Origin of the sequence: Pectobacterium aquaticum (assembly GCF_003382565.3) — a bacterium.
Taxonomy (GTDB): Bacteria; Pseudomonadota; Gammaproteobacteria; order Enterobacterales; family Enterobacteriaceae; genus Pectobacterium; species Pectobacterium aquaticum.
Genome location: NZ_CP086253.1, coordinates 2,410,084 through 2,423,523 on the forward strand (window position 1 = coordinate 2,410,084; position 13,440 = coordinate 2,423,523).

The window sequence follows — 13,440 nt, forward strand, 5'->3', positions numbered from 1 at the left end:
GGATTTTCCTGAAAGTGAGTCCTTGAAATATCTTAAAAATACGTCTGTGGACTAGAGGAAATTTTACGGATGCAAACTACGCTTTAATACAGAAGGTGACGTCTTCCTGACCAGCAGGAATGAATAAAATCACGACGCCCTGACGCGACAAGTTGGCATAAGGGTTGCTGGACTCAGGAGATTTCTTCTTTCGGAGGGCAATACATTAATAGGCATATATTCCACACGCTCTCTTAATCTGTGCTAATCGACGAAGGACGGGCATCGCTATGAATATATTTGATCACTACCGCCAGCGCTACGACGCTGCCAAGGACGAAGAGTTCACTCTGCAGGAATTCCTTACTATCTGTCAGCAGGATCGCAACGCTTATGCGAACGCAGCTGAACGATTGTTAACGGCTATCGGTGAGCCTGTAATGGTGGATACCGCCCAAGAATCACGAATGTCGCGCCTATTCTCAAACCGGGTGATTGCTCGCTACCCTGCTTTTGAAGAATTTTACGGTATGGAAGAGGCTATCGAACAGATTGTCTCTTACCTGAAACATGCTGCGCAGGGACTGGAAGAGAAGAAACAAATTCTGTATCTGTTGGGGCCGGTCGGCGGCGGGAAATCCTCTCTGGCCGAACGCCTGAAAGCGCTAATGCAGCGCGTACCGATTTACATCCTCAGTGCCAACGGCGAACGCAGCCCGGTGAATGACCATCCGCTCTGCCTGTTCAACCCGCAGGAAGATGCCGCGATACTCGAGAAAGAGTATGCCATTCCACGGCGCTACCTCGGCACCATCATGTCACCGTGGGCAGCCAAGCGCCTTCAGGACTTTGGCGGTGACATCACCAAGTTCAGAGTAGTCAAAGTGTGGCCATCAATTCTGGCGCAAATTGGGATCGCGAAGACCGAGCCTGGCGATGAAAACAATCAGGACATTTCAGCGCTGGTCGGTAAAGTCGACATCCGCAAGCTGGAGCATTTTGCCCAGAACGATCCCGATGCCTACGGTTATTCCGGCGCACTGTGCCGCGCGAACCAGGGCATTATGGAGTTCGTCGAGATGTTCAAAGCGCCGATCAAGGTGCTCCATCCACTGCTGACCGCAACACAGGAAGGCAACTATAACGGGACGGAAGGCATTGCCGCCCTGCCGTTCAACGGTATTATTCTGGCGCACTCCAATGAATCTGAGTGGGTGCAATTCCGTAACAACAAGAACAATGAAGCGTTTCTTGACCGCGTGTATATCGTGAAGGTGCCGTATTGCCTGCGCGTATCCGAAGAAGTCAAAATCTACGACAAATTGCTGGATCACAGCGAGCTGACACATGCCCCTTGCGCGCCCGGCACGCTGGAAACGCTGGCCCGCTTCTCCATTCTGTCACGCCTGAAAGATCCGGAAAACTCCAGCATCTACTCCAAGATGCGGGTGTACGACGGGGAAAGCCTGAAAGATACCGATCCGAAGGCGAAGTCCTATCAGGAGTATCGCGACTACGCAGGCGTAGATGAGGGAATGAACGGCCTGTCGACCCGCTTTGCGTTCAAGATTCTGTCGCGCGTCTTTAACTTCGATCACAGCGAAGTCGCGGCCAACCCAGTACACCTGTTCTACGTACTGGAACAGCAGATCGAGCGTGAGCAATTCCCGCAGGAGTTGGCAGAGAAGTATCTGGAGCACCTGAAAGGGTATCTGACGCCGAAGTATGCCGAATTTATCGGTAAAGAGATCCAGACCGCCTATCTCGAATCCTATTCCGAATACGGCCAGAACATTTTTGACCGTTATGTTACCTATGCGGATTTCTGGATTCAGGATCAGGAGTACCGTGATCCAGATACTGGTCAGCTGTTTGACCGCGAATCGTTAAACGCCGAGCTGGAAAAGATCGAGAAGCCTGCGGGCATCAGCAACCCTAAAGACTTCCGTAACGAGATCGTCAACTTTGTCCTGCGCGCCCGAGCCAGCAATAGCGGCCGAAATCCAAACTGGACCAGCTACGAGAAGCTGCGCACGGTCATTGAGAAGAAGATGTTCTCCAATACGGAAGAGCTGCTGCCTGTGATTTCGTTTAATACCAAAACCTCAACGGATGAACAGAAGAAACATGATGACTTCGTCGATCGCATGATGGAGAAAGGCTACACTCGGAAACAGGTGCGTTTGCTGTGCGAATGGTATCTGCGAGTGAGGAAGTCATCATAATGACGCACGATGCTGGCAACAGCGTTTGGGGGAAACATGGCCTATTTTATTGACCGACGACTGAACGGCAAAAACAAAAGCACGGTGAACCGCCAACGCTTTCTGCGCCGCTATAAGTCGCAAATAAAACAGTCGATTTCCGAGGCCATTAATAAGCGTTCGGTGACCGACATCGAAAGCGGGGAGTCGGTGTCGATCCCCAATGCAGACATCAACGAACCGATGTTCCATCAGGGCCGTGGAGGACGCCGCCACCGCGTCCACCCGGGCAACGATCACTTTGTACAGAATGACAAAATCGAGCGGCCACAAGGAGGTGGCGGCGGTGGTTCCGGTCAGGGGGATGCCAGTAAAGATGGCGAAGGCGAGGATGAATTTGTCTTTCAGATCTCCAAAGACGAATATCTGGACCTGCTGTTTGAAGATCTGGCGCTGCCGAATCTGAAGAAAACCCAGCATCGGCAAATGAACGAGTACAAAACGCACCGCGCTGGGTACACCGCTAACGGCGTTCCTGCCAATATCAGCGTGGTACGTTCGCTGCAAAACTCGCTGGCACGCCGTATGGCGATGACAGCGGGGAAACGACGCACGCTGCATGAACTGGAAGAGACGCTGGAACAGCTGGCGCATACCGAACCTGCACAATTGCTGGAAGAGGAACGGCTGCGGCAGGAAATTACCGAACTGCGCCAGAAAATCGCCCGCGTGCCGTTTATCGATACGTTTGACCTGCGCTACAGGAACTACGAGCGTCGGGCTGAGCCGTCGAGCCAAGCGGTGATGTTCTGTTTGATGGACGTGTCTGGTTCGATGGATCAGGCGACAAAAGACATGGCGAAGCGCTTTTATATTCTGCTGTATCTGTTCCTCAGCCGAAATTATAAAAACGTCGACGTCGTCTACATTCGCCACCATACGCAGGCGAAAGAGGTTGATGAACAGGAGTTCTTCTACTCTCAGGAAACCGGCGGCACCATTGTCTCCAGTGCATTAAAGCTGATGGAGGAAGTGGTTCGCGAGCGTTACGATCCGTCGCAGTGGAATATCTACGCGGCACAAGCCTCGGATGGTGATAACTGGGCTGATGACTCCCCGCTGTGTCACCAGATTCTGGCGAATCAGCTTCTGCCGATGGTCCGTTACTATAGCTACATTGAAATCACCCGGCGTTCGCACCAGACGCTCTGGCGCGAATATGAAGCACTGCGCGATAGGTTCGATAATTTCGCTATGCAGCATATCCGCGATCAGGATGATATTTACCCTGTCTTCCGTGAGCTTTTCCGTAAACAAACGGTAGGACATTAACTCCCTCTCAGTCGGCCAGCTATCGGTTAATGATTAATCGTTAGCTGGCTGATTTTCTCTTTCCAGAGTTGAAATCACTACCTCATCGTGACATTGTCACAAAGATAACGCTTTCTTTCCGCCAGTGTGCGCATTACCCTGTCGAACCCATAAAACATAGATTTCTGTTTTTGTTATGCAACGATTTGTTCTGATTTTACTGACTCTGGTTCTACTCGGCCCTCTGGGCATCGACATCTATTTACCGCTTATTCCCGCCATCGCCGTGGCGCTGAACAGCCCAGAATCGCTGATTCAGTCCACCGTCGCACTGTTTATTCTGATCATGGGATTAGGCCAACTTCTGGCGGGGCCGCTGGTCGATAAGTACGGTCGACGCCCAATGGCGCTGGCTGGTGTGATTATCTATCTCATCGGCGCGGTCATGGCTGCGCTGGCGACCAGCGCCACGCTGTTCATCCTCTCACGCCTTTTTCAGGGATTAGCCGTCTGCTGTACCGCCGTCGCCATTTTCAGCAGCGTGCGTGACAAACTGAACGGTGACGATGCCGCCAGAACCTATGGCTTTCTTAACGGCACGCTGAACATTGTGCCAGCGCTGGCGCCGCTATTCGGTGGGCTTTTGGCCGAGGCCTTCGGTTGGCGGGCCCCTTTCTGGTTCCTCTCGGGTTACAGCATTCTGGTACTGGCACTCGTCATCCGCTTCCTTCCCGAAACGCGACCAGATTCAACGTTGCCCGTACACGGCTTGCCGCTGCGCCAATACGCACGTCTGTTATCCGATCGCCACTTTCTTGGGTTCGCCTCAGTCAACGCGGGCGCGATGGGGATGGCGTTAACCTATGTCACCTTCTCTCCTGTAGTGTTGATGAATGAGGCCCAGCTCACGCCGCTTGAGTTTTCGATTGCCTTTGGCGTAAACGGTTTTTGGATCATGCTGGTCAGCTTCTTTGCGAATCGCATTATTCGCAAAGTCGGCCGGCCACGCTGTCTGGCTATCGGTAGCCTGCTGATGGGTACGGGTTTTCTTTCGCTGCTTAGCGGTGTCGTTCTCTTACCGGAAGCGATGCAAAACACCTGGCCAACCTACATGCTGCCTGTCGCGCTGGCCTGTGCTGGTCTGGCATTTTTGATCGGGCCGTCCACCAGCTATGCGCTGGAGCCTTATTCCAATGAGGCGGGGATTGCGTCGGCGATGGTAGGATTTGTGCAGATGGCGGGCGGCGCGGCGCTGGGCCTGATTGCTATGGCCATTCCTCTGCCGTCAAAAATCTCACTAGCGCTGGTCATGCTCTGTGCCGCCCTGCTAGCGATACGCGCCCGCCTGCTTACGCGGCACCACAAGAGCAGCATTACATCACTGCCCCGCACGTAGTTCAAAACTAAGTAGTTCTAAACCTAAGTAGTTCTAAACCTAAGTAGTTAAAACCTAACGAGCATACCTTTCCACGGACAAATCATCGGCTTCAATCTCCGGTGATTTGTTCGACAGCATATCCGCCAGCAATTTCCCCGATCCACAGGCCATTGTCCAGCCCAACGTGCCGTGCCCCGTATTCAGGTACAGATTTTTCAGCGGTGAGCGACCCACCAGCGGCGTGCCATCTGGCGTCATCGGACGTAATCCCGTCCAGAAGGTTGCTTGCTCAATCGGGCCGCAATGAGGATAGAGATCGCGCACCACCATTTCCAGCGTTTCACGGCGCTTGGGATTCAGCTCGGTGTTGAAGCCCACGACTTCAGCCATTCCACCAACGCGGATACGACGATCAAAGCGGGTAATCGCTATTTTATAGGTTTCATCCAGCACGGTAGAAACCGGTGCCGAGGCGTCATCTGCTAGCGGGATCGTCAGCGAATAGCCCTTCAGCGGATAAACCGGAATATCAAACCACTGACGCAGTAATCCGGTGGAATAGGAACCGCAGGCCATCACATAGGCATCTGCCACGATGATTTCGTCGTCGCACTGCACGCCCGTGACGCTCTGCCCTTCAACCCGCAACTGACGAACGTTACGCCCCAGTTTAAAGGTGACACCAGCATCGGTAGCCATCGCCGCCAGTTGACGAGTGAACAGTTGGCAGTCGCCCGTCTCATCATGCGGTAAACGCAGCCCGCCGGTCAGTTTTCCCGCTACGTTCGCCAACGCAGGCTCAACCGAGGCCAGCTCATGACGCGTCAACAGTTGATACGGTACGCCAGCCTCTTCCAGCACGGCGATATCACGTATCGCATTTTCATACTGCTGCTCAGTGCGGAACAGTTGCAGCGTTCCACCTTGCCGACCTTCGTACTGGATGCCGGTATCCTGCCGCAGCGCTTGCAAACAGTCGCGGCTGTATTCCGCCAGACGCACCATCCGCGCTTTATTGGTTTTATAGTGGCGTGCATCGCAGTTGATCAACATTTGCCACATCCAGCACAGCTGTGCAGCCGTAAAGTCCGGCCGGATGGCCAGCGGCGCATGGCGCTGAAACATCCACTTTATCGCTTTCAGCGGTATGCCCGGCGCAGCCCAAGGCGCGGCGTAGCCAGGAGAAATTTGTCCGGCATTCCCGGCGCTGGTTTCCAACGCGGGCTCCGGCTGTCTGTCGATCACGGTAACATCATGCCCTGCCTGCGCAAGATACCAGGCGGTACTTACGCCAACGACGCCACTTCCCAGAATCACAACCCGCATGCTACCGCTCTCCCTTTCTCTCCGTTAAAGACCGTTTAATCTGCTAGAAAACTATTTATTTAATGGAACAAAACACTAGGTAACAGGTAAAACTGAAGACTACTCTAGCATTTGGGAAGGAATTGTCACCCGCCTCGGCGATAACATTTATCTATTGTTATCTCTTCGATCCGTTGCTTCTCCATTGGGATCGTAACGAAATAACTGTGAAATCATTCACAAAATACGTATTCGTTTTTTAGCTGAAAAACAGAATAAAAGTAAAAAAGGGGAAAATGTTAAAGTCCAAGTTAATTAATAAGTTAGTTAGATTGCTTATTTTTAAATCGTGATAATCATCACAGCAATTGAATCAACAACATCACTGTCAAGACACTCAAGCCCGTAGTTAAATACAAATTTGCGACATTCATCAAAAAAACGCCTTATCAGTTTAATAACATTGTGTTCACACGGTGGTTATTCATATTTCCAGAGGGCGACGATGAAAATTGGATTAGTCATTAGCGGCGGCGACGTTAGCGGAATAAATAACTTCATCTTTCAGGTGAATAGAATGACTGCCTCTGACATCATCATTTTCGATGGTGGAATTAATGGCCTTATCGATAACTGTTGCAAAGTGCTCACTCGCCGCGATTTAGTGGATTATTCCCTCTCAGCAATGCCCCTGATTACTTCAGGGAGAAAAACCGGAAAGTGTCGAAAAACAGACTATGAGCACATCGTCAAAAACATTCAAAAACAAAAACTCGACGCGCTCATTATGGCTGGAGGAGATGGCTCATTCCAATTTCTAAAAAAACTCAGCCACTATGGTATTCATTGCTATGGCGTAGGAATGACGATTGATAATGATATCTCAGGGAACAGCTATACGATCGGTTTTTCTACCGCCTGTGAGCAGGTAATGAGTGAAGTAGAGAAATTGCGAAATACAGGCCGTGGACTACAAGGTCGGGTATTCATGATTGAATTACTCGGCGGGTATTGTGGCGAATTAACCTTGCAGGCGGCATTAAAGAGCAACGCAGATATCGCACTCATTCCAGAATCACCGTGGGATATTGAACAATTATCACAATGTATTCGGGAGAAAATCGCGGAACAAAACAGCGTAATCATTTTATGCTCTGAAGGTTATACCCATGAGTATACTCCTGGCTTTCAGGGCGCTATCGACACCATTATCAAGAAACTAGAGCATAAGATTGGCATCCGTATCCGAAAAACCATTTTGGGATATGGTTTACGAAATGGCGCGCCCACCGGGGAAGAAATTATTCAGGGCACCCTGTTAGCAGAAGAAGTGGTTCGGTGCATTAATACCGGACTAACCAATAAAATCATCATTATCAATAATAACAACAAAGCCATTCCTATCGACCTGGAGGATTCCGAACGACGTTTGGTTGATGTCGACAGTCACTTTTATAAGCTCGCGAAAGCCCATCACCTTATATGAGGCCATGATTATGTTGAAAGTACTTTGCGTTTGCGGTTGTGGATTAGGTTCCAGTTTCGCTATCGAAATGAGTGCGAAATCCGTACTAAAAAAATTAGGTATTGATGCAGAAATAAATCACACCACGATTTCAGAGGCCTCTGCCTTCAATTATGACGTCATCCTAACCCAGAAAATATTTGCTGACATCCTGAATAGTGATGCCAGTGAAGATGAGAAAAAAAGAATCATCATTCTTAATAAATTGACCGACAAAGATGAAATAGAAGAAAAAATTTTAGCGTATATCCAGGCTCATCAATAGCATGAGGTGAAAAATGAACACCGTTATCAATTTCATTGTGAAAGATTTATTAGGCCAGGCATCCATACTCATCGCACTGATCGCCATGATCGGATTGATTTTACAGAAGAAGTCAGTAGGAAAAATTGCAGAGGGAACCTTCAAGACGCTGCTGGGTTTCCTCATCATGATGGCAGGGATTAACATCATCGTTGATACCCTGACTTATTTGAACAACATATTTACCCAAGGCTTTGGCATGAAAGGCTACATCACCGATGTCGCCGCCATCGCCGGGTTGGCCAACCGCGAACTTGGGTCAGAAGTCGCGTTGACGCTCATGGTGATCTTTGCCGTTAACATCCTTATTGCACGCATTACTCCCTTTAAATATATCTTCCTAACGGGACAGGCTCTGCTGTGGATGGCAACCATCGGCACCGTGATCGGCTATAAATCAGGCTTGACCGGCGCGACACTGATCTTAACCGGAGGCATATTTGGCGGCATTATGGCCGTGCTGATGCCCGCGCTGGCGCAGCCGATTGTCCGTAAAATCACGAATTCCGATGATGTTGCACTGGGGCATTTTTGTACCATCGGGTATCTGGTTCAGGCCGCCGTCGCGCGGTTAGTCGGTAAAAACTCCAAATCCACGGAAGATTTAACGCTGCCTGATAATTTCAAATTCCTGCAGGATACCTACCTGTCGATGGCCGTCGTCATGGTGCCGATGTACCTCATCCCTGCCGTGGCAGCGGGACCGACCTACATCGCGCAGTACGCCAACGGCGTCAATTATCTGATGTATTCCTTCATGCAGTCCATGCAGTTTGTCGCAGGCGTTTTCGTTCTCTACAGCGGTGTCCGTCTGCTGCTTAATGAGCTGGTTCCCGCATTTCGAGGTATCGCCATGCGGCTGGTTCCTAACGCCAAACCCGCGTTGGATTGCCCGGTGCTCTTCCCCTATGCGCCCAACGCCGTGATTGTGGGCTTCCTCGCCACCACCGTCGGTTCCATTCTGGGAATGCTGATCTTCCCAATGTTTGGATTGGCGATGATTTTGCCAGGTTTACTGACCAACTTCTTTGCGGGCGGCACAGCCGGTATTTTCGGTAACGCCATGGGAGGACGGCGTGGCGCAGTCATCGGCGGCGTGGTTCATGGTCTTTTTATTACGCTCTTGCCCGCTATTCTGGTGCCATTACTGGAAGTCTTCGGATTTACTGGCGTCACCTTCAGTGATTCCGATGTCATCGGCACCGGCCTGATATTAGGACATGCCTTCCAGCAAGATTGGTTATTTGTCGCCGCCTTTGTCGCGTTCGTTGCCTTCATTGCTTTTATTGCGAACCGAAAACTCTCGCAATAGCGTATTGGCCTGTCGTCATTATGCAAATAGCTTAAGGAGTCACTATGTTTTCTCTACTCAAACGCTTTTTATCCCCTGGTCCCTCTTCCGACCATCGCGATAATACGGATGACAATCGCGTCAGGGAAATTGAGGAAGAATTAGCAGAGCTTGAATCTCGGTTAGCACAAGATCCGGGTCATAGTGAAACGCAAAAAATGCTAATGATTAAATACAATCAGGCCATTCAACTATTTTCTTCTCATCCTGACTATCGGGAGCGCGTTGATCGTATTTTTATTCAGATAGATGAACTCAGAAATACCATTCGGAAAAATATATGAGGATTTATGAGCATAAAAAATTTCCTTTTGCAGCATGATTGCATTCAACTCGGCGTAATATGTGAGACATGGGAAGACGCTATTTATTGCGCCGCGCAACCGTTAATTCGCGCAGAATGTATCACAAAGCACTATCCTATCGCGGTGATAGAAAACACGAAGGAATTCGGCCCTTATTATGTATTTGATGAAGGCATCGCTATTCCCCATGCACGCCCTGAATGTGGCGTTCGGGAGAATTGTTTTAGTTTACTGACGTTACAGACGCCGCTCTCTATTCAGGGCAGTGAACCGGTGGATATTTTAATTATGTTCGGCGGCATTAACAGTGATGCGCATATTACGGAAGGTATCGCCTCAATCGTCAATCTATTAGAAAAGGACGACATGCTCTCTCGTATTCGAAATGCCACTACGGCAGATGATATTGTCGGAGTATTATGAAAAAGCTTATTTTAGTAAATGGTATTCCCGCATCAGGGAAAAGCACGGTAGCACGTATTATTGCGGATGAATTGAGTTTCCCTCGGTTAAGCCTTGATGAAATAAAAGAGCCGTTCATGATGCAGTTCTGCGATGCCATTGATAGAACGTTAAACAGAAAACTGGGAGTCGCCGCCTATCAGGCCATGTTTAATATCGTTAGACAAGCTCCTGAAAATAGCATTCTGATTCTTGATGCTTGGTTCGGTTTTCGCGAAAGATCCGTATTACAGGACTACCTGGCCTCGTGTGGCATCAACCATACGATTGAAATATGGAATGCCATCTCATCCGATCGGGTAGCGGCGCGATATCAAGCCAGAGCTAATGAAAGAATAAAAGGCCATCCCGGCAACGAGTATCTGCCGGAATTAATTTCACTCGCGCATCAGGCGCAGCCGATGGGTATGGGGAAATGTTACACGGTTGATCAGGATAAGGAAATTAATCATCAGGAATTAATTCAATGGATCAAAACACACCTAGATTAATCGCTTATTTATATTGCTTTTTATGAGGGTAATGATTATGAACACCATGACAACAGCTGAACACCGAGGGTATCAATTAATTTGTAACTCAACAGGCGCTATGATGGTTATTGCCTGCGATCAACGTGGCGGTATGCGAACATTATTAGCACCGACATCAGAAGCACAGGCCGCGATTACCAATGAAACATTAGGAAAAACAAAATATGACATCACTCGCTATCTGGCGGCTGAGGCAGGCTGTGTACTGGTTGATCCGATCTGCGCCATACCGGGTCTTATAGACGAAAAGATTTTGCCCCGCGATACCGGCCTGCTCATCGGGCTTGACGCGTCAGGGTGGGAAACAACGCCAGAAGGCTACCGCATCTCCACAATGGTTGAAGGCGTAACGGCACGTAAAGTGCGTGAATGGGGTGCCACCGGCGGAAAAATCATGATCTACCTTCGCCCAGATAGACCTGACGCCAATACCCGTAACCTTGCCACACTCCGTACCGTGATTCAGGACTTTGCACAGGAAGATTTACTGCTTGTCGTTGAGTTTCTGACCTACCCTCTGGAAAATGAATCTCGCGACGCCTATACCCGCCTCTTGCCCGAACTCATTCCGGCAGGCTGCCAGGCTTGTATCGAGCAAGGCGCAAAAGTCTTGAAGATTCCTTATCCTGGATCGGATGAGGCCTGTGCACGCGTGACTGCACTCTGCGGCGACATTCCCTGGGCCGTCCTGTCTGCCGGCGTCGATCACGCCACCTTTCTCCCTCAGGTAGAGAGCGCGTTGAAAAATGGCGCCTCTGGCGTGATTGCCGGACGCTCTCTGTGGAAGGATTGCATCTCGCTCGATCGCAACGTATCTAAAGAGAAGCTGTCTACGATTGCCGTTTCCCGTCTCAACGATATTCAGGCGCTGTTAAAACGGTATCAACACCGCTAGTTCAGGTGGCATTTCGCGCTCTCTCTGGGAGAGCGCATTTCCCTATCAGCATTTCCCTATCAATAAACAGCGTAATACCGATTTCTTTTTTCTCTTCTCAGCGACCTTTTTCCATCAAACACGCTCAATTCGTCAATTGCCGCGTTGCCAAAGCTCAGCTATAACTAAATGAACAACGATGATTTTTTGACAGGAGCCAGCGGGAAGGCAGTAAACGAGATCTCACGTACAGACTTGTTATGTTAGGGGGCGCGCTGATGGCTATATCGACGGATAATCAGGTAAAAAAAACACTTCGCCTGAGTGATGGACCGGACTGGACGTTTGAGTTATTGCAGGTTTACCTTGATGAGATTGATCGGGTGGCGAAGCTGTACCGTCTGGCGACCTATCCTCATCAGATTGAAGTCATCACTTCAGAACAAATGATGGACGCCTATTCCAGCATAGGCATGCCGATCAACTATGCCCACTGGTCGTTCGGGAAGAAATTTATCGAAACCGAACAGCGTTACAAACACGGGCAGCAGGGGCTGGCATACGAAATCGTCATTAACTCCGATCCCTGTATCGCGTATTTGATGGAAGAAAACACGCTGCCAATGCAGGCGCTGGTGATGGCGCATGCCTGCTACGGGCACAACTCATTCTTCAAAGGTAACTACCTGTTCCGCAGTTGGACCGATGCCAGCTCCATCGTCGATTACCTGCTGTTTGCCCGGCAGTATATCGCGCAATGCGAAGAGCGTTATGGCGTGGACGAGGTGGAACGCCTGTTAGATTCCTGCCATGCGCTGATGAATTACGGCGTTGACCGCTATAAGCGTCCGCAGAAGATTTCGCTCGAAGAGGAAAAGTCCCGCCAGAAAAGCCGTGAGGCCTACCTGCAAAGTCAGGTTAACGATCTCTGGAAAACATTACCGCGTCGCGAACAGGGTGCCGCACCAGAACAAGCCAGACGTTTTCCTCAAGAGCCACAGGAAAACCTGCTCTATTTTATGGAGAAAAATGCGCCGCTGCTGGAGCCCTGGCAGCGTGAAGTTCTGCGTATCGTGCGGAAAGTCAGCCAGTATTTCTATCCGCAGAAGCAGACTCAGGTGATGAATGAAGGCTGGGCCACGTTCTGGCACTACACCATTCTGAACCATCTCTATGATGAAGGTCGGGTCACCGAGCGCTTCATGCTGGAGTTCCTGCATAGCCATACCAATGTGATCTATCAGCCGCCGTACAATAGCCCTTACTACAACGGGATTAACCCGTATGCGCTGGGCTTCGCGATGTTTCAGGACATCAAACGTATTTGTCAGTCACCGACCGACGAAGACCGCTACTGGTTCCCCGATATCGCGGGTAAAGACTGGCTCGATACGCTGCATTTTGCGATGCAGAACTTCAAGGACGAGAGTTTCATCAGCCAGTTCCTGTCGCCGAAATTGATGCGTGATTTCCGGCTGTTTACGGTTCTGGACGACGATCGCAATAATTATCTGGAAATTGCCGCGATTCACGACGAAGAAGGCTATCGTTTGATCCGACAAGAGCTCTCCGCCCAGTACAACCTGAGCCATCTGGAACCGAACATTCAGGTCTGGAACGTGGATTTGCGCGGTAATCGGGCGCTGACGCTGCGCTATGTTCCGCATAATCGCGCACCGCTGGATAAAAGTAGCCAGGAAGTGTTGAAGCACGTCCACCGCCTGTGGGGATTTGACGTCTATCTGGAGCAGGCTAACACGGATGGCAGCATCGAATTGATTGAACGCTGCCCGCCGCGTAACGGGACTACATCCACATAACGGAACTCGGTTCGCAGGTCAGCGACACGACCAAAGACAAAGGGGATTCAGGCAACAACCTGAATCCCCTTTTCACAATGAAACTGCGG

Annotated in this window: 12 protein-coding genes; 11 read left to right on the forward strand and 1 reads right to left on the reverse strand. The window is 50.1% G+C overall.

Annotation, left to right across the window (positions count from 1 at the left end):
* Positions 1-269: 269 nt before the first annotated feature.
* The 3 genes from yeaG to DMB82_RS11170 all read left to right on the forward strand — a co-directional run bounded on the left by yeaG (position 270) and on the right by DMB82_RS11170 (position 4,890).
* Entirely contained in the window at positions 270-2,204 is a 1,935-nt protein-coding gene (yeaG, locus tag DMB82_RS11160) for a protein kinase YeaG (RefSeq protein WP_039489567.1), read from the forward strand.
* A gap of 36 nt (positions 2,205-2,240) precedes the next feature.
* Positions 2,241-3,515, forward strand: a complete 1,275-nt coding sequence (locus tag DMB82_RS11165) for a YeaH/YhbH family protein (RefSeq protein ID WP_116162346.1) — start codon at positions 2,241-2,243, stop codon at positions 3,513-3,515.
* A 175-nt stretch (positions 3,516-3,690) separates the two neighbouring features.
* Positions 3,691-4,890: a multidrug effflux MFS transporter gene (locus DMB82_RS11170; protein ID WP_102117588.1), complete on the forward strand. Its 1,200-nt coding sequence runs from the start codon at positions 3,691-3,693 to the stop codon at positions 4,888-4,890.
* A 54-nt stretch (positions 4,891-4,944) separates the two neighbouring features.
* On the opposite strand, the gene DMB82_RS11175 is transcribed toward DMB82_RS11170, so the two are convergent.
* The gene (locus tag DMB82_RS11175) at positions 4,945-6,198 is read right to left on the reverse strand and encodes a D-amino acid dehydrogenase (protein ID WP_116162280.1); all 1,254 of its coding nucleotides are present in this window, start codon (positions 6,196-6,198) and stop codon (positions 4,945-4,947) included.
* Positions 6,199-6,682: 484 nt separating this feature from the next.
* On the opposite strand from DMB82_RS11175, the gene DMB82_RS11180 reads away from it, so the two are divergent.
* The 8 genes from DMB82_RS11180 to DMB82_RS11215 all read left to right on the forward strand — a co-directional run bounded on the left by DMB82_RS11180 (position 6,683) and on the right by DMB82_RS11215 (position 13,351).
* On the forward strand, positions 6,683-7,663 hold the full coding sequence (locus DMB82_RS11180) for a 6-phosphofructokinase (RefSeq protein WP_116162282.1): 981 nt from the start codon (positions 6,683-6,685) through the stop codon (positions 7,661-7,663).
* A 10-nt stretch (positions 7,664-7,673) separates the two neighbouring features.
* Positions 7,674-7,967, forward strand: coding sequence for a PTS sugar transporter subunit IIB (locus DMB82_RS11185; RefSeq protein WP_010295258.1), 294 nt, complete (start codon positions 7,674-7,676; stop codon positions 7,965-7,967).
* Between the two features lie 13 nt (positions 7,968-7,980).
* The gene (locus DMB82_RS11190) at positions 7,981-9,318 is read left to right on the forward strand and encodes a PTS sugar transporter subunit IIC (protein WP_014915314.1); all 1,338 of its coding nucleotides are present in this window, start codon (positions 7,981-7,983) and stop codon (positions 9,316-9,318) included.
* A gap of 44 nt (positions 9,319-9,362) precedes the next feature.
* Entirely contained in the window at positions 9,363-9,641 is a 279-nt protein-coding gene (locus DMB82_RS11195; RefSeq protein WP_010295260.1) for a hypothetical protein, read from the forward strand.
* Between the two features lie 6 nt (positions 9,642-9,647).
* Positions 9,648-10,085, forward strand: coding sequence for a PTS sugar transporter subunit IIA (locus DMB82_RS11200; RefSeq protein ID WP_116162284.1), 438 nt, complete (start codon positions 9,648-9,650; stop codon positions 10,083-10,085).
* The gene (locus tag DMB82_RS11205) at positions 10,082-10,615 is read left to right on the forward strand and encodes a P-loop nucleotide/nucleoside kinase family protein (RefSeq protein WP_102117583.1); all 534 of its coding nucleotides are present in this window, start codon (positions 10,082-10,084) and stop codon (positions 10,613-10,615) included. The genes DMB82_RS11200 and DMB82_RS11205 overlap by 4 nt, the downstream gene beginning before the upstream one ends.
* 37 nt (positions 10,616-10,652) lie before the next feature.
* Positions 10,653-11,552, forward strand: coding sequence for a tagatose-bisphosphate aldolase (locus tag DMB82_RS11210; protein WP_116162348.1), 900 nt, complete (start codon positions 10,653-10,655; stop codon positions 11,550-11,552).
* Positions 11,553-11,809: 257 nt separating this feature from the next.
* Positions 11,810-13,351 (forward strand): SpoVR family protein, encoded by a 1,542-nt coding sequence (locus DMB82_RS11215; RefSeq protein WP_116162350.1) that lies wholly within the window; start codon positions 11,810-11,812, stop codon positions 13,349-13,351.
* Positions 13,352-13,440: the final 89 nt, after the last annotated feature.

Bases quoted from the DNA above. Each gene is read 5' to 3' on its own strand.
- DMB82_RS11185 (WP_010295258.1), top strand. From the start codon at position 7,674: ATGTTGAAAGTACTTTGCGTTTGCGGTTGTGGATTAGGTTCCAGTTTC.
- DMB82_RS11175 (WP_116162280.1), bottom strand. From the start codon at position 6,198: ATGCGGGTTGTGATTCTGGGAAGTGGCGTCGTTGGCGTAAGTACCGCC.
- DMB82_RS11195 (WP_010295260.1), top strand. From the start codon at position 9,363: ATGTTTTCTCTACTCAAACGCTTTTTATCCCCTGGTCCCTCTTCCGAC.
- DMB82_RS11200 (WP_116162284.1), top strand. From the start codon at position 9,648: ATGAGCATAAAAAATTTCCTTTTGCAGCATGATTGCATTCAACTCGGC.
- yeaG (WP_039489567.1), top strand. From the start codon at position 270: ATGAATATATTTGATCACTACCGCCAGCGCTACGACGCTGCCAAGGAC.
- DMB82_RS11165 (WP_116162346.1), top strand. From the start codon at position 2,241: ATGGCCTATTTTATTGACCGACGACTGAACGGCAAAAACAAAAGCACG.
- DMB82_RS11190 (WP_014915314.1), top strand. From the start codon at position 7,981: ATGAACACCGTTATCAATTTCATTGTGAAAGATTTATTAGGCCAGGCA.
- DMB82_RS11210 (WP_116162348.1), top strand. From the start codon at position 10,653: ATGAACACCATGACAACAGCTGAACACCGAGGGTATCAATTAATTTGT.
- DMB82_RS11205 (WP_102117583.1), top strand. From the start codon at position 10,082: ATGAAAAAGCTTATTTTAGTAAATGGTATTCCCGCATCAGGGAAAAGC.
- DMB82_RS11215 (WP_116162350.1), top strand. From the start codon at position 11,810: ATGGCTATATCGACGGATAATCAGGTAAAAAAAACACTTCGCCTGAGT.
- DMB82_RS11180 (WP_116162282.1), top strand. From the start codon at position 6,683: ATGAAAATTGGATTAGTCATTAGCGGCGGCGACGTTAGCGGAATAAAT.
- DMB82_RS11170 (WP_102117588.1), top strand. From the start codon at position 3,691: ATGCAACGATTTGTTCTGATTTTACTGACTCTGGTTCTACTCGGCCCT.